The sequence below is a fragment of the Ensifer sesbaniae genome, from assembly GCF_013283665.1.
Taxonomy (GTDB): domain Bacteria; phylum Pseudomonadota; class Alphaproteobacteria; order Rhizobiales; family Rhizobiaceae; genus Ensifer; species Ensifer sesbaniae.
Genome location: NZ_JABEKU010000001.1, coordinates 785,037 through 810,110, shown reverse-complemented (window position 1 = coordinate 810,110; position 25,074 = coordinate 785,037). Strand labels below are relative to the sequence as shown.

16 protein-coding genes are annotated in these 25,074 nt (G+C 63.8%); 7 read left to right on the top strand and 9 right to left on the bottom strand.

The features are described 5' to 3' along the window. Positions 1-49 precede the first annotated feature (49 nt). The 5 genes from BHMPCIPO_RS03900 (at position 50) to BHMPCIPO_RS03880 (ending at position 12,937) form a co-directional block, all read left to right on the top strand. Positions 50-7,558, top strand: coding sequence for a type I polyketide synthase (locus BHMPCIPO_RS03900; RefSeq protein ID WP_173515552.1), 7,509 nt, complete (start codon positions 50-52; stop codon positions 7,556-7,558). After that, complete coding sequence (locus tag BHMPCIPO_RS03895; RefSeq protein ID WP_173515551.1) at positions 7,555-8,970, top strand: aminotransferase class I/II-fold pyridoxal phosphate-dependent enzyme; 1,416 nt, start codon at positions 7,555-7,557, stop codon at positions 8,968-8,970. The genes BHMPCIPO_RS03900 and BHMPCIPO_RS03895 overlap by 4 nt, the downstream gene beginning before the upstream one ends. Positions 8,971-9,065: 95 nt before the next feature. Then, on the top strand, positions 9,066-9,905 hold the full coding sequence (locus BHMPCIPO_RS03890) for an SDR family oxidoreductase (protein WP_173515550.1): 840 nt from the start codon (positions 9,066-9,068) through the stop codon (positions 9,903-9,905). A 97-nt stretch (positions 9,906-10,002) separates the two neighbouring features. Continuing rightward, positions 10,003-11,595 (top strand): LTA synthase family protein, encoded by a 1,593-nt coding sequence (locus BHMPCIPO_RS03885; RefSeq protein ID WP_173515549.1) that lies wholly within the window; start codon positions 10,003-10,005, stop codon positions 11,593-11,595. 31 nt (positions 11,596-11,626) lie between these two features. Continuing rightward, entirely contained in the window at positions 11,627-12,937 is a 1,311-nt protein-coding gene (locus tag BHMPCIPO_RS03880; RefSeq protein WP_173515548.1) for a capsule polysaccharide biogenesis protein, read from the top strand. Here the strand turns inward: BHMPCIPO_RS03880 and BHMPCIPO_RS03875 are convergent. Beyond that, entirely contained in the window at positions 12,921-14,105 is a 1,185-nt protein-coding gene (locus BHMPCIPO_RS03875) for an MFS transporter (RefSeq protein ID WP_173515547.1), read from the bottom strand. The two genes, BHMPCIPO_RS03880 and BHMPCIPO_RS03875, sit on opposite strands and share 17 nt — an antisense overlap. 48 nt (positions 14,106-14,153) lie before the next feature. Here BHMPCIPO_RS03875 and BHMPCIPO_RS03870 point away from each other — a divergent pair, with 48 nt between their 5' ends. Further along, positions 14,154-14,678 carry an Lrp/AsnC family transcriptional regulator gene (locus BHMPCIPO_RS03870; protein WP_173515546.1) on the top strand — a complete coding sequence of 175 codons (525 nt, stop codon included), beginning with the start codon at positions 14,154-14,156 and terminating at the stop codon, positions 14,676-14,678. Positions 14,679-14,730: 52 nt separating this feature from the next. Here BHMPCIPO_RS03870 and BHMPCIPO_RS03865 read toward each other — a convergent pair whose 3' ends face one another. From BHMPCIPO_RS03865 to BHMPCIPO_RS03830, 8 genes are all read right to left on the bottom strand, one after another. Next, on the bottom strand, positions 14,731-15,741 hold the full coding sequence (locus tag BHMPCIPO_RS03865; RefSeq protein WP_173515545.1) for a KpsF/GutQ family sugar-phosphate isomerase: 1,011 nt from the start codon (positions 15,739-15,741) through the stop codon (positions 14,731-14,733). A gap of 145 nt (positions 15,742-15,886) precedes the next feature. Then, a complete protein-coding gene (locus BHMPCIPO_RS03860) occupies positions 15,887-16,342 on the bottom strand; it encodes an RrF2 family transcriptional regulator (protein WP_173515544.1) in 456 nt (151 codons plus the stop codon). A 237-nt stretch (positions 16,343-16,579) separates the two neighbouring features. Beyond that, positions 16,580-16,792: a hypothetical protein gene (locus tag BHMPCIPO_RS03855; RefSeq protein WP_173515543.1), complete on the bottom strand. Its 213-nt coding sequence runs from the start codon at positions 16,790-16,792 to the stop codon at positions 16,580-16,582. A gap of 548 nt (positions 16,793-17,340) precedes the next feature. After that, positions 17,341-19,881 carry a protein translocase subunit SecD gene (gene secD, locus BHMPCIPO_RS03850; protein ID WP_173515542.1) on the bottom strand — a complete coding sequence of 847 codons (2,541 nt, stop codon included), beginning with the start codon at positions 19,879-19,881 and terminating at the stop codon, positions 17,341-17,343. A gap of 110 nt (positions 19,882-19,991) precedes the next feature. Then, positions 19,992-20,399 carry a hypothetical protein gene (locus BHMPCIPO_RS32755; protein WP_246304262.1) on the bottom strand — a complete coding sequence of 136 codons (408 nt, stop codon included), beginning with the start codon at positions 20,397-20,399 and terminating at the stop codon, positions 19,992-19,994. 165 nt (positions 20,400-20,564) lie between these two features. Further along, entirely contained in the window at positions 20,565-22,172 is a 1,608-nt protein-coding gene (locus BHMPCIPO_RS03840; RefSeq protein ID WP_173515541.1) for a 5-guanidino-2-oxopentanoate decarboxylase, read from the bottom strand. After that, positions 22,169-23,359, bottom strand: a complete 1,191-nt coding sequence (locus tag BHMPCIPO_RS03835; RefSeq protein WP_173515540.1) for a pyridoxal phosphate-dependent aminotransferase — start codon at positions 23,357-23,359, stop codon at positions 22,169-22,171. The genes BHMPCIPO_RS03840 and BHMPCIPO_RS03835 overlap by 4 nt, the downstream gene beginning before the upstream one ends. A 17-nt stretch (positions 23,360-23,376) precedes the next feature. Continuing rightward, positions 23,377-24,000, bottom strand: coding sequence for a TetR/AcrR family transcriptional regulator (locus BHMPCIPO_RS03830; protein WP_173515539.1), 624 nt, complete (start codon positions 23,998-24,000; stop codon positions 23,377-23,379). Positions 24,001-24,274: 274 nt separating this feature from the next. Between BHMPCIPO_RS03830 and BHMPCIPO_RS03825 the strand changes: the two genes are divergently transcribed. Further along, positions 24,275-25,048, top strand: coding sequence for an ABC transporter ATP-binding protein (locus BHMPCIPO_RS03825; protein ID WP_173515538.1), 774 nt, complete (start codon positions 24,275-24,277; stop codon positions 25,046-25,048). Positions 25,049-25,074: the final 26 nt, after the last annotated feature.

Below are 25,074 nucleotides of genomic sequence, written 5' to 3'. Positions count from 1 at the left end.
CGCAATCGCAGATGCAACTTTAACGGCAGTTTAGAGCGTTCGATCATATATGGCTGTTGAGATTATTGGGCGTGCATGCCTCGCCCCTGGAGCAGAATCGCCTTCGGCGTTGTTCAAACTTCTTCGTCAGGGCAAGTGCACCGTCACCAGCATTCCATCGGATCGCTGGGACGTTGCGCGATTCTGGCATCCGGTCATGGGCACGCAGGGCAAGACCTATTCCTTCGCCGCCGGCGTCCTGGACCAGCTCTATGATTTCGACCCTGCCGTGTTCGGCATGTCGCAGCGCGAAGCCATGTATATGGATCCGCAGCAGCGCGTATTGCTGCAACTCGCCTGGCGCGCGCTCGAAGATGCCAACATTTCGACCACCTCGCTGCAGGGTGAGAATGTCGGCGTCTACATCGGCGCATCGAGCCTCGACCACGCCAACCTGACGGTCGAAGATCCGGCGGCCGCCGGCCCTTACTTCATGACCGGCAACACGCTGTCGATCGTATCGAACCGCATCTCGCACATCTTCGGGCTCAGCGGCCCGAGCATGACGGTCGATACCGCCTGCTCTTCCTCGCTGGTCGCGCTGGACCAAGCGATGCGGGCATTGACATTGGGCGAGATCGACACGGCGATCGTCGGTGGCGTCAATATTCTCGCCCATCCCCTGCCCTTCGTTGGCTTTGCGCAGGCGCGCATGCTTTCGCCGGAAGGGCTCTGCCGCGCCTACGACAACGACGGCGCCGGCTATGTGCGCGCCGAAGGCGGCGTTGTCTTCATCCTGCGCCGCTCGGACCGGGCCCGCCGCGAGAAAGACCGCAGCTACGCGCGGATCGTCGCGACCGGGGTGAATTCGGCCGGCCGCACCAACGGCATTTCGCTCCCCTCCCGCGAGGCGCAGGCCAATCTGCTCAGGGCAATCTACGAAGGCAACGGCATCGACGCCAACCAGGTCGCCTTCGTCGAAGGCCACGGCACCGGCACCAAGGTCGGCGATCCCGCCGAAGTCTGGTCGATCGGAACGGTCATCGGCGCGAAGCGCCGGGCACCGGTGCCGATTGGGTCGATCAAGTCGAACATCGGCCACACCGAGCCCGCTTCCGGCCTCTTCGGCATGCTGAAGGCCGTGATGGCGCTCGAAAACAACTATCTGCCGGCCTCGCTGCACTTCGACACGCCGAACGAGCACATCGACTTCGACGGTCTCAACGTGCGCGTCACGGCAAACCCGATCGAGCTCCTGCGGGGAAAACGCGCCCGGCTCGCCGGCATCAATTCCTTCGGCTTCGGCGGTGCCAACGCACATGTCGTCATCAGCGATCCGGAACCGGCCGCCGACGAAGGGACGTCGAACCCGTCGTCTTCCGGCCATGTCTTCCTGGCAAGCGCCCACACGGCATCGAGCCTGGAAGCGCTTCTCAGCGATTACAAGACGGCTTTCGCACATGCTTCCAAGGGTGAGGCGCGCGCAATGATCGCCGCATCGGGTGCAAACCGCACCCATATGCGCCATCGCTTCGCCGCCCGCAGCGACCAGCCCGAAGATATCGTCCGCGCGATCGCCAGCCACCTGGAAAAACCGGGTTCCGGTATCGGCGAGGTCGGCGAAGCCGTCGTCCGCGACGCGAAGGTCGCCTTCGTCTTCTCCGGCAACGGCTCGCAATGGGCCGGCATGGGTGTCGAAGCCTTCCGTGAAAACCTGCATTTCCGCCAGTGTTTCACGTCCGTCAGCGCGCTGTTCAAATTCCACTCCGACATCGCATTGACCGATCTCCTCACCGATCCCGATCTCGACAAGAAGCTTGCCGACACGAAGATCGCGCAGCCGCTGCTCTTCGCGGTCCAGGCTGCCCTCTCCGATTCGCTTGTCGCCATGGGCATCAAGCCGGTCGCGGTGTTCGGCCATTCCGTCGGTGAAATCGCAGCCGCCTACGCCGCCGGCGCGCTGTCGCTCGTCGACGCCGTTTCGATCGTGGCGAAGCGCTCGCTGCATCAGGACCTGCTTGCCGGCAGCGGCACCATGGCCGCCGTTATGCTCGGCGAGGAAGCCGCTCGCGCCTTTGCCGAGGCGCGCGGTCTCGACGACCTCTGCGTCGCCGCGGTCAATGCGCATAACTCCGTGACGATATCGGGACCAGCAGACCAGATCTCGACCTTCCGCGACGCTGCACGCAAGGCGAAGATCCCGGTCCAGATCCTCGACATCAACTATCCCTTCCACCACCCGATCATCGATCGGGCGAAGGACGCCTTCCTCTCCGACATTCCGGACATCGCACCGCGCCGCACCGAGCTCGCTTACCTCTCGACGGTCACGGGCGCCGCCCTCGAGGGCACGCAGCTCGACCCGGACTACTGGTGGAAGAACGTGCGCGAGCCGGTCCGCTTCCAGGCGGCGGCCGAGGCCGCAATCGAGATGGGTTGCCGCCTGTTCATCGAAATTTCGCCGCGCCCGATCCTGTCGTCCTATGTGAAGGAGACGATCAAGCAGGCCGCGGCCCCGGGCATGGTCGTGCCGACCCTCCTGCGGGACGTCGGCGAAACCGGCCAGGATCCGATCTCGGCGGCGATGGCGCGTGCCGTCGCGCACGGCGCGGTCGTCGACACGGCCCGTGTCTTCGGCAAGCGCAACGCATCGATCGCGCTGCCCAGCCTGCCGTTCGAGCCCGTCGAACTGCGCCCCGCAGCTACGACCGACGCCACCGACCTCTTCGGCCGGACTGCCAAGCCCTACCGCCTGACCGGCTGGCGCAGCGACCCGAACAGCGGCAGCTGGAAGAACCACGTCGACGCCCATCTCTTCCCCGACCTCGCCGAACACGTGGTCGACGGCAAGGCGATCCTGCCGGGCAGCGGCTTCATCGAAATCGCCGTTGCGGCCGCGCAGCAGTTCTACGGTAGCGACGAGGTCGAGATCACCAATCTGGAGATCGTTCGTCCGCTGGAGCTCAGCGATACGAAGATCATGGAACTGTCGACGGTGCTTTCGCCGGAGACCGGCGACATCGAGATCCGCTCGCGCGAACGTCTTTCGGAAGACGATTGGGCCGTGCATGCAGTTGCCCGCTGCCGCAAGCCATTGCCGGCCGAGGAGCGCGCCTATCCGTCGCTCGCCGGCTTGGCGAAGACCGCAACGGTCGCGCCTGGGCGCGCCTATGAGACGGCGAAACAGTTCGGCCTCGACTACGGCCCGCGCTTCCAGCTGCTGGCCAAGGCGGTCGCCTATGGCGATCGGCTGGTCGATGTCGAGCTGAAGTCGCCTGATGCGGCCGGCCACCCGCTCATCACCTACGCCTTGAACCCGATCTCCGTCGATGCGACTTTCCACGGTCTCGTCGCCCTCTTCGATCGTTTCACCGGCGACAAGAGCGGCGCCCCCTATATCCCCGTTCGCTTCGGTTCGGTGCGGGTCGTCAACGGCAGCCAGCCGATCGCGCGCGCGATGATCGAGATCGAGCGCGTCAGCGCCAATTCGATCAAGGCGAAATTCCACTTCTTCGACAAGTCGGGCGCACCGGTCGCGCATTTCGAGGATTGCCGCTTCCGCCGGACCTATCTGCGCAAGCACAAGACGCTCGATGCGCTGTCCTTCCACTACGAGGCCGTGCAATCCGAAGCGGCACTGCCGGGCCTGCAGACCAAGTCGCCGGCGCCGATCAAGATCGCCATGCCTGCTGCCCGCGAAGCCGGCGTCGACAACACGACGTTGCTCTTCAATGCGGCCATCTATCGCGCCTGCCAGGAGATTGCCCTCAAGCTCGCCAAGGGCCGATCGACCATCCAAGGCAACAGCCTTCCTGGCGATTTTGCCTTCCAGTGTTTCCTGACGAGCTGCCTCTATGTGCTGGAAGACGCCGGTCTCTGCGAGCACAAGGACGGCATCTGGACTGTTGCTCAAGACTTCAATTTGCCAGGCGTCCCGGAGATCCTGCGCGAACTCTACGGTGAGCGGTCCGACCGCGCCGTCGAGGCGGTGTTGATCAACAATGCCTATGCGGAGGCCCTTGCGCGCCTCGATGCTCTCCAGGCCGGCGACGAGGCTGCCCTTGGCGCCAACTTCATCAGCGATGCCACGCTCGATCATCAGGCCGTCCACTCGGAAGCGAGCCGGGAACGGATGGCATTCGTGCTCGAAGCGCTCGAGAAAGCTCTCACCGCACAACCTGCGGGCGCTCGCCTTCGCATCGTCGAACTCGGCAGCGTTTCGTCCGCCTTCACCCGCCGCCTGGCGACGCTCGCCGAAAAGCACGGCGCAAGCCTCACTGTCTTCGAAGCGCGGGACAACGCCCAGCGTGGCCTTGAGCTCGCCTTCGAGAACGATGCCCATGTGCGCATTCTCAAGAAGAGCGAACTCGCGACGCTGACGTCCTTCGACCTCGTCATCAGCGCTTCCGATGGGCTCTACAGCCTGATCGAGGACGACGTGGCGGTGCGCACCGCACTTCGCTCGGCGCTGCGCGACACCGGCGGATTGATAGCGGCCGTCAGCGCGCCGTCGCTGTTCAACGATTTCGCCCTCGGACTTTCCGAAGGATGGTTCGCCCGCAGCCAGACTGCGGAATTCCCGATCGGCAATCTTGCGGCCGTGCCGCACTGGCAGAAGTGCCTCGGCGATCTCGATCTGCGCGACGTCAATATCGCCGACCGCGAATGCGCGAGCGGCAATGTCATCCTGCTCGAAGCGCGCGGTGCCGCCGCGGCTTCCGTGACTGCCGAAGCACCGGTGACCGGCGCCTATCTGCTGCTGCAGATCGCGGGCGACAAGGGCAATGCGCCTTCGGCACCGGCTATTCCGGTCGATCTCAGCGGCGACATCGCAGCCGACAAGGCAGCACTCCTCAGCGGCTTCGAGGCCCTTGGCGAACAGCCGCTGCGGGCAATCTTCCTTGCGTCGCCGACCGCTCAACCCCGGGCGGACGATTCCGCTTCGCTGCAGACTCAGATCCTTGCTCTCGGCGCCTTCGCCGAAGCCTTGCGCCAGCATGTCGGCGGAGCCGAACCGACCGGCGATAGCCGCCCGCGGCTCGTGCTCGTCGCGCCGGGCGGAGCGCCGATCGCGAGCCGGGCAACGGGCGCAACGGTTGCAAGCGACGGCGTCAATGCCGGTCTCTGGGCCTTCGCCCGCGTGCTTCAGAACGAATACGAGTTCCTCGATGTGCACGCGCTCGATATCGACGGTTCTCCGACCACGATCGAGCAGATCGCGGCAGCGTCTCCGCTGCTCGGCAGCGCCAGCGCCAACCGTGAGTGGCTGCTCGAGGGAGAAGAGGCGGCGCTTTCCGAAATCCGCGCCGTGCCGGGTCCGATCGACAATGCGCACGCGGCAATCGATAGCTTCCAGGCTGCAACGATCCGCCAGCGCGTCAACTCGCAGGTGGGGAGCATCGACTGGGAGGAAAGCGACATTCCCGCCGCAGGTCCGGGTGAAGTCGTCGTCGCGGTTGCGGCGACCGGCCTCAACTTCCGCGATGTGATGTGGGCGATGGGTCTGCTGCCGGAAGAAGCGCTCGAAGACGGTTTCGCAGGCGCGACGATCGGCATGGAACTCTCCGGCCACGTGATTGCCGTCGGTGCAGGCGTCGACGACCTCGTCGTCGGCGACGCCGTCATGGCGATCGCATCCTCAGCCTTCTCGACCCATGCCGTCGTCTCGCGCGCGGGCGTCGCCAGGCTGCCGCAGTCGGTAAGTCCGGTTGCCGCGGCAACGGTCCCAGTCGCGTTCCTCACGGCCTACTACGCCATGGTCGAACTTGGCCGCATCCAGCCGGATGAGACGATCCTCATCCACGGTGCTGCCGGCGGTGTCGGCCTTGCCGCACTGCAGGTGGCCAAGCTCAAGGGCGCCAAGGTCATCGCCACGGCGGGCACGCGCGAGAAGCGCCGTTTCCTGTCGATGCTCGGCGCCGATCATGTCTTCGATTCCCGCTCGCTCGGCTTTGTCAACGACGTTCGCGCGGTCACGGACGGAGAGGGTGTCGACCTCGTCCTGAACTCGCTCTTTGCCGAAGCCATGGAACAGAGCCTGGCGCTGGTGAAGCCCTTCGGCCGCTTCCTCGAACTCGGCAAGCGCGACTATTATGCCGACAGCAAGATCGGCCTTAGGCCCTTCCGCCGCAATGTCAGCTATTTCGGCATCGACGCCGACCAGTTACTGGTTAACCAGCCGAAGCTCACCAAGCGGATCTTCACCGAAATCGGTGCATTGTTCGAAGAGGGCAAGCTGACGCCGCTTCCCTACCGTGCCTTCGACTTCGACGAAATCGGCAACGCCTTCCGGCTGATGCAGAATGCCGGCCATATCGGCAAGATCGTCGTGCTGCCTCCGGTTGCGGGCAAGCATCGCGTCGCCAAGCGCCCGCATGGCGGCGTGAAGGTCGATCCGAACGGCATGCATCTCGTCGTCGGCGGCATCGGTGGCTTTGGTCTCGCTGCTGCCAACTGGCTCGTCGAAAAGGGAGCGACGAAGATTGCGCTCTGCTCGCGCCGCGGGCAGGCGGATGCCGAAACGACGGCGATGATCGAAGCCTGGGCGAAGGCCGGTGTCTCAGCCACCGTGCACGCCTGTGACGTCACCGATCCGGCGGCGACAGAGCGTCTCCTGAAAGAGTTGCGCGCGATTGCACCGCTCCGCTCGATCGTCCACGCCGCGATGGTGCTCGACGACGCGCTGATCAGCAATCTCAATCGCGAGCGCAACCGCCCGGTCATCGACACGAAGGCCAAGGGTGCCGCTGTCCTCGATCGGCTCACCAACGAGGACAAGCTCGACAACTTCATCCTGTTCTCGTCGGCGACGACACTCGTCGGCAACCCCGGTCAGGCCAACTACGTCGCCGCCAACGGCTATCTCGAAGGCCTCGCCCGCGCCCGTCGCGCCCGCGGCCTTGCGGGTCTTGCCGTCGGCTTCGGTGCGATCGCCGACAAGGGTTACCTGGTCCAGAACACGGATGTGAACGATCTGCTTGCCAAGCGCATCGGCAAGACGGCGCTGAAGGCACAGACGGCCCTCGACATGGTCGAGAGCCACCTGGCCTTCGATCCGGGCACCGTCGATGCGGCGGTGGTGATGATCTCGGAGATCGACTGGTCGGCCGCGCGCAACCTGCCGGTCGCGCGCAACGCCCTCTTCGAAGTCATCCTTCGCAGCGCCGACCAGCACGCCACCGGCGGCGAAGGCGCCCAGATGGATCTCGTGGCGATGATCGAAGGCAAGTCGCCGCAGGAAGCCGAGGACATTCTCTTCGACCTCGTCGCCGGAGAGATCGCTGCGATCCTGCGCGTGTCGAAGGATACGGTCACGCGCGCCAAGGTGCTGAAGGAAATCGGCCTCGACAGCCTGATGGCGGTCGAACTCGGCATGAGCTTCCAGCAGAACACCGGCTTCGACATGCCGCTTAGCGGCGTCGCGGACAACACGACAGTTGGCGATGTCGCCCGCAAGCTCTATGAAAAGGTGAGCAAGCGCGACCAGAGCGACGATGCCGAGCCCGCCGACGACAAGATCGTCAGCGAACTCGCGCAGCGCCATGTCGGAACGGCGAAGGAAAAAGCACAGAGCCAATGAGCACGAACGGAAACGGCCCAGGCGCATCCAAGATGACCAGCAGCCTCAAGGAGAACCTGCTGGACCGGATGAGAAACACGCATCAATCCTCCGAGCGCAACCGCATGGCGCGCTCGGAGCGGGAGATGCCGCCGCCGGCGCGCCGGCAGCAGGCCCGTTTCGAAGACCTGCCGGAATACAAGCAGGTGATGACTCAGAAGTTCGCCAGTGAACAGCTCGGTATCGCCAATCCGTTCTATCGCGCGCATCAGACCGCCGCCGGGGCGACCACCGTCATCGACGGCCGCAAGCTGATCAACTTCGCCTCCTACGACTATCTCGGCCTCAACCGCCATGCGGAGGTTCTGGCAAAGGCAAAGGACACGATCGGCACCTTTGGGATCTCCGCCTCGGCGAGCCGTCTCGTCGCCGGCGAGCGGCCCGTGCATGTGGCGCTCGAAGAGAAGATCGCAAGCTTCTACGGCGTCGATGCCGCCGTCTGTTTTGTCAGCGGCTATCTGACCAACGTCGCCGCCATCAGCTGCCTGATGGGCCCGAAGGATCTCGTCGTCCATGACGAATTCATCCACAACAGCGCTCTTGCCGGCATCAAGCTCTCTGGCGCGACCCGGCGGCTATTCAAGCACAACGATGTCGCCGATCTCGAGCACGTGCTGCGCACCGTCGCCGGCGACTATCGCCGCATCATGGTCATCGTCGAGGGCATCTATTCGATGGACGGCGATGTCGCCGACCTGCCGGCTCTTCTGAAGCTGCGGGCCGAGTACGGGTTCTGGCTGATGGTCGACGAGGCGCACTCGCTCGGCGTCCTCGGCAAGACCGGCCGCGGGCTTGCCGAGCATTTCGGCGTCGATCCGCACGAGATCGACATCTGGATGGGCACGCTTTCAAAGACCACGTCGAGCTGCGGCGGCTACATCGCCGGCAGCGAGGCGCTGGTCGAGGTGCTGAAGGCATCCGCCGGCGGCTTCGTCTACAGCGTCGGGCTTGCGCCCGTGCTGGCGGCGGCCGCGACCGCGAGCCTGGACGTGCTGGAGCGCGAACCGGGGCGGACGGCGGCACTGCGCCGCAATGGCGCTCTCTTCCTGAAGCTTGCCAAGGAAGCGGGCCTCGACACCGGTCTCTCCAGCGGCTTCTCCGTCGTGCCGGTTATCGTCGGCGATTCCCTGCGGGCCGTTCAGCTGTCGAACGACCTGCTTGCCGAAGGGGTCAATGCACTGCCGATCATCCATCCGGCGGTGCCCGAGGGGCTTGCGCGCCTGCGCTTCTTCATCACGAGCGACCATACGGAAGAGCAGATCCGCCGGACCGTAACGCTGACGGCGGAACGGCTGACGGACCTCACCGAGCGCAATTTCGGACTGGGCGGCATCGACATCGATCAGATGATGAAGGCACTCTCGGCGCGCTGACCCGAGATCAGCATCGCCACCGCATTGTTTTCGCGCAATTCCGGACGCAAAGCGCTTCGGACTTTCCTGGAATTGCTCTTGAGCGGGATATCAGCATGACGCATGTGATCATCACCGGTGGCTCGAGCGGGATCGGATTTGCAGTTGCATCGATCTACGCGGCTCGGGGCGCCCGCGTCTCGCTGATCGCGCGCTCTCTCGACCTTTTGGAACGGGCGCACGCGGACCTCGCCCAATTGAGCGGGGGCGTCGCCGACAATATCGGGATCGAGGCTGCGGATGTCGCCTCGGAAGACGAGCTCACAGCTGCGGTCCGGCGATGTGAAGCTGCCTTCGGAGCGTGCGACATCCTCATCACATCGGCCGGCATCGTCGAGCCAGGACGCTTCGAGGAGCTCGACAGCGCTTCATTCCGGCGCCAGATCGAAACCAATTTCTCCGGCACGGTGCATGCGGTCCGTGCGGTTTATGACGGCATGAAGCGACGTGGCCATGGCCGGATCATGATGATTTCATCCGGCGCGGGCCTCATCGGCATCTATGGCTATTCCGCCTATTGCGCCTCGAAGTTCGCGCTCCACGGCTTCGCTCAGGCGCTGCGGTCGGAAGCCCATGCCCACGGCGTCGGCGTCTCCGTGTGTTTTCCGCCGGATACGGAGACACCGCAGTTTCAGCGCGAGTTCGCAAGCCGGCCCGCGGAAGCGGCCAAAATCATGGGCACGGTCCGTCCCTGGCCGGCGGATGCCGTGGCGAAGACGATCGCCAGGGGGATCGATCGTGGGCGGTTCGAAGTCTATTTCGGCACCACGCTCTTTCTGCTCGGTCGCTTCGCGCCCGCCATCCGCCCCTTGCTCAACTGGTGGTTCGACAGGGCAATCGCGCGTGGCGGCAACACCGCGGTGCATAATGGTGGAGTGTCGGAGCGACGGACCTGACAGCGCTTGTACGACCAAGCGATAAGATTTAAGTGTCGGGCGGATGCTGTGCCGCATGAAGCGGCGTCGGCCGGCATGAAGACATGAAGGTTTCCGCTTGGCGTTGCTTCCCTTTCAACTGCACGACTACCCCATAACACTGACGCTTAGTTGTTATCTGCTGTCCTGTGCAGTGATCTTCTTCACCGACCGATTTGCGCTTCCGAAGCGGGAGCGGCGCGCCCATCCCTCGCCCTTCGGGCGGACACAGGACGTGGTCGACGCACTTGCGCGCCTGCCGGTCATTGCGCTGGTCTTTGCCGGCTTCTTTGCCGGCTCGTGGCGACCGCTTTATGCCGCAGCCGGCACGATGAGCTTCTTCATCATCTTCACCGGCATTTCCCGCGCCAAGTTCAAGTTTATCCGCGAACCGCTGATCTTCTCGGATATCGCGCTCGTCGTCGACGTGTTCAAATACAAGACGATATTCTACGCAAGCTCTTTGAACGTCGTCTTCTGGACCGTCGCCTTCCTCTATGTCTTCGGCGTGTCCGGCCTCTATATGTATTTCGAGCCGGCCATCCTGCCGGACCGGGGCAAACTGTTCTGGATCCTGCTGATGCTCGGGATCGCCTACGGTCCATGGCTCCTATTGTTCTACGGCCCGGTCAACCGGCCCACGGCAGCGCTGGTGCAAAGGCTGCTGAAGGTGCTCGACGTCAAGATGAACACGGTGCGTTTCGGCACCTTCGGCTCGGTCGTCTTCCGCTTCATCGTCTGGCTCGGCGTCCGGCGGGAGAAGATCGTCGCGGAACTTTCGGAGATCGTCAGAGCCGCCGTGCACGACCTCATCGGCGATGACGGCTCACCGCTGATCGTCGTCTGGCAGTCCGAATCCTTCATCGACATGCGGCACTTCGGCGTCGAGACCTTGAAGATGCCGACGCTGGACCGGCTGCGGCGCGAGGCGGTGCAATGGGGCCGGCTGAGCAGCGTTTTCGAAGGCGGCTATACGCTGCGCACGGAGTTCGCGGTCATCAGCGGCCTCGTGCCTGACGACATCCACGTCGACGCCAGCTACCCCTATCTCAGGGCCTCGCATTATGCCGACGTGGTCTGGCCCGGAAAGATGAAGCGTGCCGGTTGGAACACGCATTTCATCCATCCCTATGACCGCACCTTCTTCCTCCGGCACAAGGCAATGCCGCAGCTCGGCTTTTCGAAGCTGACAATGCTCGACGGTTTCGACCATCGACCCGAGAGAGACGGGCCATACGTCTCCGATGAGAAACTCGCGGCCAAGGTGATCGACGCATGCGATAAGCTGCCGGAGGACGAAAGCGGCTTCGTCTTCGTCGCATCCATGGCCAATCACGGCCCATGGGAGCCGGGTCGCGTCGGTGATCTTACCAAGCCCGTCGATATCTATCTGGCCATTCTGGAACAATCCGACGCGGCGCTGAACACGCTGAGCGAGCACCTCGACAAGCTGGATCGCCCGGTCTGGCTGGTCTTCTACGGCGACCATGCGCCGCTGCTCAAGTCCTTTGCCGACCCCTTCCCCGACCCGCGCACCGACTACCTGATCGTGCCGCTTGCCAAGGCAAAGTCGTCCTCCCATAAGCCGGTGGAGCCGAGCAACGTCGAAGCCTGGAATCTGATCGAGGCCCTGCTCAACCACGCCAACCTCAGAAAGGATACGCTGCGGTAGCGGCGGTGGTGGACGGATGGAAAGCGCTTCGATGACATCGGCTGGAGCGGTCGATCGGCCAAAGCGACGGGTGTTCCTGTTCCTGCAGGGCCCGTCCTCGCCGATCTTCCGCAAGATCGCCGATCGGCTCGAAGCACGCGGGCACACCTGCCTGAAGATCAACCTCAATGTCGGCGACCAGATCATCTGGGGCCGCAAGGGTGCCTCCAACTATCGCGGCACGGCAGCCGACTGGCCGGCCTATCTCGAGGCGTTCATCGCACGCCATGGCGTCACCGATATGCTGCTGCTCGGCGAGGAACGCGCCTACCACCAGGCGGCAACCAAGGTCGCGCGCCGCAGAGGTGTCGCAGTCGCTATCGTCGAAATGGGATACCTTCGGCCGGACTGGCTGACGCTCGAGCGCGACGGCATGTCCTCGAATTCGCATTTCCCCTCCGACCCCGCACGGATTCTTGCGGCGGCAGCGGGCGTGCCAGAGCCGGACTGGCGCAAGCATTACAGCCAGACGTTCCTGGCGGATGCGAGCTACGACCTGCTCTACAATCTGCCAAACGTCTTTCTCTGGTTCCTCTTTCCGCACTATCGGCGCCACGCGATCTTCCATCCGCTTGCCGAATATGCGGGCTGGATCCGCCGGCTTCTGTCCGAAAAGAAACGCAACGCCGAAGCCGAGGCGACCGTTGCCAGACTACTTTCGGAAAACGCCCCCTATTTCGTCTATCCGCTGCAGCTCGAAACCGATTTCCAGCTCAGGGCACATTCGCCATATCTCAGCCAGAAGGACGCGATTGCCGAGGTCCTCGGTTCCTTCGCAGCCTTCGCTGCCAATGACGCGCGCCTCGTCTTCAAGGTGCATCCGCTCGACAATGATCTGATCCCCTGGCGCAGGATCGTCGAAGAACGAGCGGCCGCCCTCGGCCTGAACGGCCGCGTCTTCTATCTCGACGGCGGCAATCTCGATACGCTTGGAGAGGCAAGCGCAGGCATGGTCACGGTCAATTCGACTGCGGGCCTGCACGCGCTGAAGCAGGGCCGGCCGGTGAAGGTGCTCGGCACAGCGGTGTTCGACGTCGCAGGGCTGACCGACCAGCAGCCGCTCGACGCTTTCTGGCGCGCACCGCAGACGCCGCAAGCGGAATTGGCCAACGCGATGTTCCGTCTGCTCGCAGCCTCAATCCAGGTACGCGGCAATCTCTATTCGCGCGCGGGAACCGATGCCGGCGCCGACGCGATTGCCGAGCGGCTGCACGAAAACAGCCTCAATCAGCCAGGCGCTTTCGTCGACCCGCCGCCGCGCCGAAAGCCGGAAAAGCGGCCGAGGATCACCCCTCCCCTGTGAAGAAAGCGGTGGCGACGGCGAAAGCGGCCAACAGCATCAAGCAGGCGGCGGCCAAAGGCAGCACGAAGAAAGCTGCCCGGGCATAGATGGCACCGAAGCCTATCGTGCCGACAAAGAGGGCGAGATAGGTGACCCCGCTGTTCAGCCCCATGATCGCGCCGCGCCTGGCTGGATCGAGCCTCGTGAGCCGCATGATGAGCACGTTCAATCCGAAATGATTGGCAAGCCCCCAAAGGAAGACGACGGCCAGCATGCCGGCATAGGAACCGCTCGCCACGGCCATCGCAACATAAACGCCCCCCACTGCCAGGAAGATCAACGGCAACAATCGACCCGCGCCAAAGCGATCGATCAGGCGGTCGAGGAACGCGGCGGCGCCAAACCCGAAGCCGTAGGAAACGGCGATGAGACCGTTGGCGGTGACAGGCAGGCCGAGTGCGGCATGCAGATGCTCGCCGATATAGGCGTAGACGCCGTAGAAGGCGGCCATGAAGGCGGCGCAGGCGACCAGAAGCGGCGCGACGCCGCGAACATTTAGCGCTGCCAGCGGCGATGTCACTCTGCCGGTGGCGCCCTCCTGCACGGCCGCAAACTTGACGACGGCGCAGGCGATCATCGTCGCGACGGCGACAATGACATAGACCATGCGCCAACCGGCAAGATCGGCAATCGCTGCCGATAGCGGCACGCCTGCCACCATGCTGAGCGTCCAGCCGGTCAGCACCAGGCCGATCGTCTCGCTCTCACGCCCGGCCGGCGCAATGACCGAGGCCAGCGTATAGATCGATGGCAGTGCAATGCCTGCGGCGAGACCGACGACGAGCTGTGCGGCGACAAGGAACGCAAGCGACGGCGCAAGCGCACTGCCGCCGAGCCCCGTCGCCAGAAGCAGGAGGGCCGCAGCCAACATGCGGCGCGGGCCGTAACGGTCGATGAAGCGGCCAAGAAAGACCGCACTTACGGCCGTGCCAAGGCCAAAAGCGGCGGAGGCCGTCATGACGCCGGGAACGTCGGCGCCGAGGCTTCGCGCCACTTCCGGCGCGATCGGCCCAAGCGCGAGCGAGTTGGAACCGATGACGCCGATGCAGATGGTGAGCACATAGGCAAAGGGCGAGATACGCGCCCTGTCCATGGATCGATCAGAAATGGATTGATTGATGTTCGTCATTCCCTCATGTTTACAGAATGAAATTCAGCAGCAAGAGGAAAGATCGGAATGGATCAAAATACAGATGACGTTCGGCGGAAGCGTCCGCTGGAGCGCGACCTCGACGCGATGGACCGAAAGCTATTAGGCGTTCTGGTCGAGGACGCGACGACGAGCTACGTCGAGCTTGGCGAACGGGTGGGACTTTCGCCGCCGGCGGCGCATGAACGCGTGAAGCGCCTCAGGCGTTCGGGAGCGATCCGCCGTGTCGCGGCGCTGATCGATCCCGAGGCCGTCGGCAAGACGTTGCTCGCCTTCGTCCATGTCGACACGACCGGTTGGGGGAAGACGCAGGCACTGCTTGCCATCGAGGAATACCCGGAGGTGGAAGAGATCCACTCGGTCGCCGGCGACACCTGCATGCTGCTCAAGGTCCGCACCGAAAACACGCACGCGCTCGAGGGGCTGCTGGCGCGCCTCTACGACACGCCAGGCGTCAAGGCGACGCGAAGCTACGTAGTGCTTTCAACCTATCTGGAGCGACCGGTGCAGCCGGCCACGACGAGCGACTGGCCCGCCGTGGTGAAAGACTAAGGCAGCCTCCGCGAGGCGCACGGCGATCGCAGCCTCTTGCTACCGCAAGCGCTCAGACGACACCGGCGCGCAGCAGGTCGTGAATATGCAGGATGCTGACGGGCGCTCCGCCATCGTCGACGACGAACAGCACCGTGACCTTGTGCTGCTGCATGAACTCCATGGCGCCGCTCGCAAGCACGTCGCCGCGGATCACGCGCGGATTGCGCGACATCACCGCTTCGACCGGCTGCAAGAGCAGATCGCCCGACATATGGCGGCGCAGGTCGCCATCGGTGATCACCCCGATCAACTTGCCGCTGTCCTCGACGATGCCGACGACGCCAAAACCCTTCGACGACATCTCGATGAGGGCCTCGCTCATCGGGCGCCCCGTCTGGAGCAGCGGCATCTGCGCACCCTCGTGCGCCAGCTCGCGGACCAGCCGCAATTGCGCGCCGAGCTTGCCGCCGGGATGGAAAGTCTTGAAGTCTTCCGCCGAAAAACCGCGACGTTCCAGAAGCGCAATCGCCAGGGCATCGCCGACGGCGAGCTGCAGCATGGCGGACGTCGTCGGCGCGAGACCGTGCGGGCAGGCCTCCTGCACCTTGGGCAGCACAATCGGCACTTCGGAGTTCCGCGCGAGCACGCTGTCGCGGTTCGCACAGATCGAGACGATCGGCACGTTGAAGCGCTTGGCGTAGGTGAGCATGTTGGCGAGCTCGGCCGTCTCTCCCGACCAGGAGAGCAGGATCAGCACATCCTGGGAGGTGACCATGCCGAGGTCGCCGTGGCTCGCTTCCGTCGGATGCACGAAGTAGGCGGAAGTGCCGGTCGATGCCAGGGTCGCGGCGATCTTGCGGCCGATATGGCCGCTCTTGCCGACGCCGGAAACGACGACGCGTCCCTGGCTTTCGCCGATCAGCTCGACGGCATCGACGACGCTGCGGGCAAAGACTTCGTCGGTGCCGAACTGGTCTGCCAGCGCCTTGATGCCGGTCATCGCGGTCGTCAGCGTCCGGCCGATCGACTCCAAAGCCGCAACCGCGGTGCGCTCACGCGCCGATGCTTGTCTCAAACCCATGATGACCCCGATTCTGCGAAGACCTAAGCGGCAGGCTGCAACGCTGCCCGCCAGACCATTGACGGCAGATAAGCGCTTTTTCTTGGCAAACCAAGCCTTGGAAGCAGACTTCGGGGGAAAACTGGCGCGATCGGCGACGTTTTCGTCAGCCGGCCCGCTTTTCTTCCAGCGTTTCGAGCGGCATCGACTTGTCAGCCGCGAATTCCTCGAGCGTCATCGAGTCGAGGATCGCGGCGACGGCGTCACGCACCGTGGTCATCGACACCCGCACCTGACAGGTCTCAGGATCGTTGCAATCCTCGCAGACCTCATAGGCCGTGCGACTGGCGCAGCGGATCGGCGCAAGCGGTCCATCGAGCGTCCGGATCACATGCCCGATGCGAATTTCGGAAGCGGGCCGCGACAGTGAGTAACCGCCGCCGGGACCTTTCTTCGAGCGAAGCATGCCGGCATTGCGCAGTTCGAGCAGAATCGTATCCAGGAACTTCTTCGGGATGTTGTTGCGCTGTGCGATCTCGGTGATGAAGGCGGTCTCCCCCGGCTCCAGCCGTGCAAGATCGACCAAAGCCTTCAGTCCGTATTTTCCCTTCTTCGTCAGCATTCCGGCACGCTTTCCCTGCGGCTCCCACGAACGGGAATCATCCGCGCAAATGCAAATATATGTTGGCATAGCACAAGAAACGTACTGCCAACATATAATTATAGTGGGGAATTGGCCGAAGTCGCGGCTGCCGACATCTCTCGCCGAGACTGATACGATGCAGAATGCTTCAGGAAAAACGTTCGCTCCCGGAGAGGGATGCGGGAGGAAAGCCGAAAACGGCCTTCCTCACCCGTGTCAGGCGGCTGCGCTGTGACCGCGCCGTTCCGCCGATACGGCCTGGTGGGCCAGCAACTGGCGGATGGCGGCGCGCGCCTCGTCAGCCGAGCGGAAGCGCTTCGCGTCCAGATCCCAGACGTGATACTTCACCGCCAGGAACTTGAACCGGTCCGCATCGGGAACGACGACTCCGACGGCTTCGCCGCCATATTCGATAACCTGCTTGCTCATACAAATAACGCTCCTTCCACACCCGGAGGTGCGGACACTTCAATTTCGGCAAAGATGAATCGAGGGCTGGACGATCACATTCGGCAAAGATTGCGAATGAGACGTTTTTTCTCTGTTGCGCGACAAAGGGGACGCGTGCCGCAGAAGGCGGCGGTCGAGACGTTTCCGAACATGTCACTCTCCTTTGGCTGGCCCGGCATCAGCATGCCGGTGCGTTTGATGAACAACCGTGAGGCGGACTCCCCGCGTCACGTATTGGCAGACTAGAATAATCTACCAATTCCGTCAATTAAAAAGATGAAGAAGTGAAAAATAATTCTCACCCTTCAAATTTTATGGGTTCCGGACGCAAAATCCATTCCCCAACCCCGAAACCGGAGACCCCTGCTATGTAGTAGCGAAGAATCAGTCTGCAAGGCACGGTGGGATAAAGACAGCACATTCGGACAAAAAAGGGGCGACCCGCCGGGCCGCCCCTTCACGTATTATATCTGCGGCTCGGGATCAGGCGGCTTGCGCCCGCATCCCAATCCGGCCTTGCAGGCCGCTCACGCGGCCGGTGCGCCCGGCTGTGGCGTGGTCGTGCCGGTGCGGGACCCTTCGCGATCCTTCCACCAACGATTGAGGAAGAGCAGGATCGGGCCGCCGATATAGATCGACGACGTCGTCGCAACGATCACGCCGAAAATCATCGGCCAGGCGAAGCTCTTGACCGCGTCGCCGCCCCAGATCGCCATCGGCACCAGCGACAGCGCCGTCGCCATCGAGGTGAAGATGCATCGCGCGATCACCTGGTTGATGCTCATGTCGATGAGATCGGAGAACGGCATCGACTTGTACTTGCGGAGGTTCTCGCGCATGCGGTCATAGACCACGACCTTGTCGTTCACCGAATAGCCGATCATCGTCAGCAAGGCGGCAATGGCGGTCAGGTTGAAGTCGATACCGGTGAGCGCAAAGAAGCCGATCGTCTTGGTGATGTCGAGCAGCAGAACCGCGATCGCGCCAACAGCAAAGTGCCACTCGAAGCGGAACCAGATGTAGAGCAGGATCGCCACCATCGCGAGACCGACGGCGAGGAAGCCCGAACGGGCAAGCTCGCTACTGACCGTCGGACCGACGACCTCGGTGCGCTCCAGGGTCGCCCCCGGGACGGCCTTCGTCACGGAATCCTTGATCTGGTTCAGGGCCACTGTCTGCTCCTGCTCACCGCCCGGCTGGCGCTGAACGCGGATCAATACGGATTGGCCGCCACCGAAGTCCTGCAGAGCCACTTCGCCGAGGTTGAGAGCTTCGAGGCTGTGGCGCAGCGTCGGTAGATCGATCTTCTCCTTCGACATCGCTTCGACCTGAATACCGCCGATGAAATCGATACCGTAGTTGAGGCCCGGCGTGAAGAACAGCACCACCGAGCTCACCGACAGGAAAGCCGACATGCCGATGGCGACAAAACGCCCCTTCATGAAGGAGAAGGTCGGAAGGCGCGGAACCCGTCCAAAGAGCGACGGAATCTCGAGCTTCTTCATCTTGCGGCGAACGACAACCTCGCGCATCAGCAGACGGACGACGGTGATCGAGGTGAACATCGAGATGATGATACCGAGCATCATCGTCACGGCGAAGCCCTTCACCGGACCGGAGCCGAAGGCGAACAGCAACACAGTGCCCGCAAGCGTCGTGACGTTGGAGTCGATGATGGTTGCATAGGCCTTGTTGAAGCCGATATCGAGCGCCTTCATGGCGCCGGCGCCACCTTCCGTCTCTTCGCGAATACGCGCGTTGATCAGGATGTTGGCGTCCACCGCCATGCCGATCCCGAGAATGATACCGGCGATACCGGGCAGCGTCAGCGTCGAGCCGAGCATCGCCAGGACGGCGATCGTCAGGATCGTGTGCAGCACCAGACCGACATTGGCGATGATGCCCCATGCACCGTAAAGCACGACCATCAGGGTGACGACGAGGGCAAAGCCGGCAAGGCCGGTATAGACACCCATGCGGATCGAGTCGCTGCCGAGGTTCGGACCGACGGAGCGCTCTTCGATAACGGTCAGCGGTGCCGGCAGTGCGCCGGAGCGCAGGAGCGCCGAGAGAACGGTCGCTTCCTGGGCGGTGAAGTTGCCGCTGATCTGGCCGTTGCCGCCAATGATCGGCTCGCGGATTACCGGCGCCGTCAGGACCTTGCCGTCGAGCACGATTGCAAACGGCCGACCGACATTGGCCTGGGTGATTTCCGCGAACTGGCGCGCGCCGAGCGAATCAAAGGTGAAGGAAACGATCGGCTCGTTGGTGCGCTGGTCGAAACCGGCCTTGGCGTCGGCCAGGCGCTCGCCCGAAATCGCAACGCGGCTTTCGACTGCGTATTTGTTGGCATCGTGCGCACCCGGCAGAATGTCGACGCCGCGGGGCGCCGGCTGGTTGGGATCCACGGTCTGATCGACCATGTGGAAGCTCATCTGCGCCGTCGAGCCGAGAAGCTGGCGCAACGCCGTCGGATCTTCGAGACCCGGGAGCTGGACGAGGATGCGGTTGGAGCCGACGCGCTGGATCAGGGGTTCGGCAACGCCGACGGTGTCGACGCGCTGGCGGATGATTTCCAGGCTCTGCTCGACTGCCTTGGTGGTGCGGTCGGCGAGGCCGGCCTCGGTCATCGCGACCGTGATGGTGTCGCCGTCCTCGGTCACCTCGATATCGGAGGCCGAGCCGCCGAAGCCGAGCGTGCCAACCGGGGCGGCCAATTCCCTAAGCTTCGGCAGAACCTTCTCGCGGTCGGCCGGGTCTTCGATCTTCACCGTCACGGTATCGCCGGCGATGCGGGCCGACGAAGCCGGAACGCGCTCGGCGCGGAGCGCCCTGCGCGTATCGTCGAGCAGGGTTTCGAGGCGAGCCTTGCGCAGGCCGGCGGAATCGACTTCGAGGACGAGATGCGAGCCGCCCTTGAGGTCGAGGCCGAGCGTCACCGGCTTGACCGGCAGCCAGGCGGCGAACTGTTCACGTTGTGCCGGCGTCAGCACGTTGGGAAGCGCCGCGATACATCCGAAGATGATCACGACGACATAGACGAGAATCGCCCATTTCGATGTACGCATGTTGTGGTTCCAGAAGAGCCTGCACGGGCACAGGGCGCGTCGTCAGGACTTTGTTTCATCAAAGCGGTGCTGCGGTCGAACCGCCAGCCAGCCGGAATAGCTTGATGGGATCAGGCGCGCGGAGGCGCGCGAATATGGAGGCCATGGCTCGGCGCACTGCCGACGGAGAGCGCGGTGCGGCGCAGGAATCGGCCGCCCGAAAGCTCCGGAAATGCAAGCTCGGCGAACGCCGGCAGCAGCGCCGGCAGGCCATCGTCCGCCGCGGACTTGGCGTCCTTGCGGTCGGCCGTAAAGCGAAGGTCGGATAGCGGTGTCGCCCGCGAAATCTGCCGCGCCGCAGGGCGATCGGTCGAGCCGGTATCGGTGACATTGCCGGCCTGGGCGCTGGACGACGAGCGGAACGGGATGCTCTGTCCGACTGAGATGACCTGCATGGCGAAGGAAGCACAAAACAGCCACAGCACGGCGAGAAGCCGGCCGGCCTGCATGTTCTTGCTGCCACCACCCGTGCGGTCCATCGAGGACGCGGTCCCTTTCCTTGGCCACTGAACGCCAGCGAGACGAAAATTCAGCCCGAACATCCAACCCTAACGAAAGAACGTGGCCGGAATCGAACATGGGCGCCCTTAACACCATTGCGGGCCGGAAAAGTCAAATCCGGCCCATTAGTCAGCACGGCGCCGTCAGACGGACAGGCCGGTCGTTCGCCGTTCGTGGATCTCGATGAGCGACGGTCCCTGGCGCTTCGCCGCATCGGCGAGTGCCTGTGAAAGGTCGGCGATGGAGCCAAGCCGCTGTCCTTCCACACCATAGGCCTTGGCCGCCATCAGGAAGTCCGGAGCCGAAGGCTTGACGCCCTCCGGCGTAACGCCGGCATCGACCATGTAGGACTCGATCTCCTGGTAGCCGTCATTGTTCCAGACGAGGAAGATCACCTTCGCCTCTGCATCCACCGCCGATCCGATCTCGGCCAGCGAGAACTGGAAGCCGCCGTCGCCGACAAGGCACACCACCGGCCGTGACGGATCGGCGACCGCAGCGCCCACCGCCGCCGGCGGGGCGTAGCCGAGCGAGCCGTAGCCGGTCGCGGAATTGAACCAGCTTCGCTGGCGCGGCGCGTCGCAATAAAGATTGCCCGCATAGACGGCCTGGGTCGAGTCACCGACAACGGTGCAATCGGGCAGTGCCCTGTAAACCGCGTCGATGACGGCGATCCCGGCCCGCATCTTCGGCGACAGTTCCTTCAGCGCCGCCCGTCGCGCAGTTTCGGCGCGCGCCACGCCATCCTTCGCGGTGTGGCCGGGCAGGAAGGCGAGGATCCCGGCCGTGGCCGCCTTGGCGCCGGAGAGGATGGAGAGGGCCGCATGCGGCCCGCGCGCAAGCTGCGCTGCGTCGATGTCGGTACGGATGAGATTGCGCAAGGCTGGGAAACCGCCATCGGCATACATGTCGTAGTCGGTCTGGCCCATTTCGGTGCCGAGCGCCAGAACGAGGTCAGCCTCCTTGAGCAGCGCCCGCACCGCCTTCAGGCTGGGGCTGGCGGGAACGCGCAAGGGACTTCCGGCCAGCATGCCACGGGCGTTGACCGTGGTGACGACGGGCGCCCCGATCTTCTCGGCAAGTTCCTTGACTTCGACCTCCGCCGTCAACGCACCGCCGCCGCAGATGATCACCGGCCGCGAAGCATCGGCACAGAGGATTGCGGCACGTTGCAGCGTCTCGCTGTCGGAGCGCGGGCGCGTCGCCGTTGCAGGTCGCACAGCCTGCGGCGCGATCTTCGCCGCCATCACGTCGGTCGGGATTTCGATATGCACCGGCCCCGGCCGGCCGGAGACCAGCACCGAGAAGGCACGGTCGACGACGAAGGGCAGGTCTTGCGGGTTGAGCAGCGTGTGCGAATAGAGCGCCAGCGTCTTCATCATGCCGTGCTGGTCGGGCAGTTCATGCAGCAGCCCGCGACCGTGGCCGAGCGAATCGCGGCGATTGACGCCGGAGATCACCAGCATCGGGATCGAATCCTGGCGGGCCTGCGCCATCGCCGTGATCGTGTTCGTGAGCCCCGGTCCGGTGATCACGAGGGCAACGCCCGGCTTGCCGCTGACGCGGGCATAGCCGTCGGCCATGAAGCCCGCGCCCTGCTCATGGCGCGGGGTCACGTGGCGGATCTTCGATGCCGCCAGTCCACGATAGAGCTCGACCGTGTGCACGCCGGGAATGCCGAAAACCACCTCGACGCCATTGGCCTCGAGCAGATCGACTAGGACTTCGCCAACCGTCTTTTCCATGGTCATGCACGGCGCTCCTTGCGCAGGCTGCAACGCTCGGCGAGCGCGGTGATACGCCGGCAAGCCTCGCCGATAGCGCCATCGGGCACGGTGAGGCTGACGCGCAGATAGTTCTGCGCCTGATCGCCAAAGGATGATCCGGGCATGACGGCAACCCCTTCCTGTTCGAGCAGCGCCCAGGCAAACGCGTCGCCGTCGAGGCCGGTTCCGGAAACGTCGATCAAAATGAACATGCCGGCTTCCGGCGCGAAGACGTCGATGCCGGGCGCCGCGGCGAGTCCGGCCACGATCCGTGCGGCACGGGCTTTATAGGATTCGCGCATGCGGCGGGCGGTATCGATGTCATGCGACAGCGCATAGGCCGTCATGTCGGCGATGAAGGGCTGGGTGCCAAACAGCATCGTTTCCGAAACCGGCAGCAGCCGGTTGGCAAACTCGACGGGACCGACCGCCCAACCGCTGCGGAAACCCGGTGCGGCATGGGACTTGGAAATCGACGAGACGACGACGGTACGCTCGGCGAGATCCGGATTGTCGAAGGGCGAGGCGAATACCGCGTCGAACACCAGTTCCTCATAGACCTCGTCGCAGACGATCCAGAGATCGTGACGGCGCGCGACTTCGCCGATCGCGGCAATTTCAGCGGCCGTCAACACGGCACCGGTCGGATTGTGCGGCGTGTTGAGCAAGAGCACCCGGCTTTCCGGCGTGATCGCCTTTTCAAGGTCGGCCGCCTGCATGTGGAAGCCGAATTCCGGCCTCAGCGGCACCAGCACCGGATGGGCGCCCGTGGAGCGGATCACGCCTTCGTACGTGGCATAGAGCGGGTCGCCGACGAGCACGGCGTCGCCCGCTTCCGCCAGCCCCAGCATGACGGCGAAGAGCGCCGTCTGGGTACCGGGGAAGCACAGCACGTTCTCGGCCGTTACATCAGCGCGGCGACGGCGGTACTTTTCGGCAAGCGCGGCCACGACGGCGGGCTCGCCGCGACCGTTGGAATAGCGATAGCGACCGGCATTCATCGACCGCTGGCATTCGTCGAGCAATGCGCGGTCCGGCGGAAGATCCGGCTCGCCGATGGTCAGTTCGATGATGTCGGCACCACTCGCCTTCAACTGGCGGGCACGAATATGCAGCGACCATTTTCCCGAACCAAGATCGGCAAGACGTTCGGTGATGGACGCGTAGCGCATGGTGCTTTCTCCCGTTTTCATGGTTTTGCAGTTCCGATCGACGTGCCGAGCAGCGCCTCGACCGAAGACATGGCGATGGCGACCAGTTCGCCCTCGCGAAAGAGATCGCCGGCAAGGCATCCCTCGACCCAGAGACCGTCGACCAGCCCGTTGATGGCGATGGCGAGCGCCCGGCAGGTTTCTGCATCGGCCGGCTTGCCCTTCGCAGCCAGGAAGTCGGCGAGCAGTTCCTGCAGCGTATTGCGGAAGGTGAGATAGCCTTCGCGATGGATCTCGGCAAGCTCCGGATCGACGCGCACCTGACTGATGAAGGCGGCCCACAGCGAAATGCTGCGGCTGTCGGCCACCGGCTCGGTCAGGTTGATGGCGATGAAATCGCGAAGCCTCGTTTCCGGATCGCCCTCGACCTTGCTCGCCTTGTCGGTCAGCGAGGCAATGACGGCGCGATAGGCCTCGGCGACCATCTGATCCTTCGATTCGAAATAGTGGCGCACCAGCCCGGCGGTCACGCCGGCGCGGATCGCGATCTGCCGAACCGTCGCGCCCTTGAGGCCGAATTCGGAGATGCAGTCGAGCGTTGCCTCGATCAGTTCCTGGCGGCGCTCGCCCTCCGGAGCGCGGTGAAAACTGCGCCTGTTCATGCCGCGGTCCGCCTGAAAAAATGCCCTGGCGCGGACGGCAATGGCATCGGCCGGAACGGGGGCATGGGCGGCTCCTTCGGGAATTCGAGACTGATGGCAGACGTCAAAAAATCGACGACGCCTGTTATTATACGCTTGAACAATAGCGGCACAAGTGCAACCATGCCGGCCAACAAAGACCCGCGATAGGCCGAAGATGCCGCGTGGAAAACGACAGGGGAACTGTTCTCATGCTGACAGAAAAAGCTCGCAGAGCCGCTGGAGCGGCGCGCCGATGACGGATGCGGCCCAGGCAATCGCGGTCACTGACCTGCACAAGCGTTTCGGGCCATTGGAAGTGCTGAAGGGTGTTTCGCTGACGGCGAAACAGGGCGACGTGATCGCCATTATCGGCGGCAGCGGCTCCGGCAAATCCACATTCCTGCGCTGTATCAACCTCCTGGAACTCCCGTCCGCCGGCAGCGTCAGCGTACATGGCGAAAAGATCCGGATGAAATCCGACGGGCGCGGCGGCTTGGTGCCGGAAGACCGCAAGCAGGTCCAGCGCATCCGCAGCCAGCTCGGCATGGTCTTCCAAAGCTTCAATCTCTGGCAGCACATGACCATCCTCGAAAACGTCATCGAGGCGCCGATCCATGTGCTCGGCACGCCGAGGGCCGAAGCGGTTGCCACCGCCGAAACGCTGCTCAAGCGCGTCGGCCTCTACGAGAAGCGCGACGCTTATCCCGCCTTTCTCTCCGGCGGCCAGCAGCAGCGCGCGGCGATCGCCCGCGCGCTCGCGATCCAGCCGCTCGTCATGCTCTTCGACGAACCAACCTCGGCGCTCGATCCCGAACTCGTCGGCGAAGTGCTTTCGGTCATCGGCGACCTCGCGCGCGAGAGGCGCACGATGATCCTGGTGACCCACGAGATGAAGTTCGCGCGCGATGTCGCCAACCACATCGTCTTCCTCCACAACGGCGTGATCGAGGAACAGGGCCCGCCAGAGGTCATCTTCGGTTCGCCGAGATCGGAAAGGCTCAAGAAGTTCATCAGTTCCATTCACTGAATTCCGGAATGCTAAACAACCAAAAA

What these genes read in the sequence shown, in the direction of transcription:
- BHMPCIPO_RS03900 (WP_173515552.1), top strand. Translation starts at nt 50, where the DNA reads ATGGCTGTTGAGATTATTGGGCGTGCATGCCTCGCCCCTGGAGCAGAA.
- BHMPCIPO_RS03895 (WP_173515551.1), top strand. Translation starts at nt 7,555, where the DNA reads ATGAGCACGAACGGAAACGGCCCAGGCGCATCCAAGATGACCAGCAGC.
- BHMPCIPO_RS03890 (WP_173515550.1), top strand. Translation starts at nt 9,066, where the DNA reads ATGACGCATGTGATCATCACCGGTGGCTCGAGCGGGATCGGATTTGCA.
- BHMPCIPO_RS03880 (WP_173515548.1), top strand. Translation starts at nt 11,627, where the DNA reads ATGACATCGGCTGGAGCGGTCGATCGGCCAAAGCGACGGGTGTTCCTG.
- BHMPCIPO_RS03875 (WP_173515547.1), bottom strand. Translation starts at nt 14,105, where the DNA reads ATGACGAACATCAATCAATCCATTTCTGATCGATCCATGGACAGGGCG.
- BHMPCIPO_RS03870 (WP_173515546.1), top strand. Translation starts at nt 14,154, where the DNA reads ATGGATCAAAATACAGATGACGTTCGGCGGAAGCGTCCGCTGGAGCGC.
- BHMPCIPO_RS03865 (WP_173515545.1), bottom strand. Translation starts at nt 15,741, where the DNA reads ATGGGTTTGAGACAAGCATCGGCGCGTGAGCGCACCGCGGTTGCGGCT.
- BHMPCIPO_RS03860 (WP_173515544.1), bottom strand. Translation starts at nt 16,342, where the DNA reads ATGCTGACGAAGAAGGGAAAATACGGACTGAAGGCTTTGGTCGATCTT.
- BHMPCIPO_RS03855 (WP_173515543.1), bottom strand. Translation starts at nt 16,792, where the DNA reads ATGAGCAAGCAGGTTATCGAATATGGCGGCGAAGCCGTCGGAGTCGTC.
- secD (WP_173515542.1), bottom strand. Translation starts at nt 19,881, where the DNA reads ATGCGTACATCGAAATGGGCGATTCTCGTCTATGTCGTCGTGATCATC.
- BHMPCIPO_RS32755 (WP_246304262.1), bottom strand. Translation starts at nt 20,399, where the DNA reads ATGGACCGCACGGGTGGTGGCAGCAAGAACATGCAGGCCGGCCGGCTT.
- BHMPCIPO_RS03840 (WP_173515541.1), bottom strand. Translation starts at nt 22,172, where the DNA reads ATGACCATGGAAAAGACGGTTGGCGAAGTCCTAGTCGATCTGCTCGAG.
- BHMPCIPO_RS03835 (WP_173515540.1), bottom strand. Translation starts at nt 23,359, where the DNA reads ATGCGCTACGCGTCCATCACCGAACGTCTTGCCGATCTTGGTTCGGGA.
- BHMPCIPO_RS03830 (WP_173515539.1), bottom strand. Translation starts at nt 24,000, where the DNA reads ATGAACAGGCGCAGTTTTCACCGCGCTCCGGAGGGCGAGCGCCGCCAG.
- BHMPCIPO_RS03825 (WP_173515538.1), top strand. Translation starts at nt 24,275, where the DNA reads ATGACGGATGCGGCCCAGGCAATCGCGGTCACTGACCTGCACAAGCGT.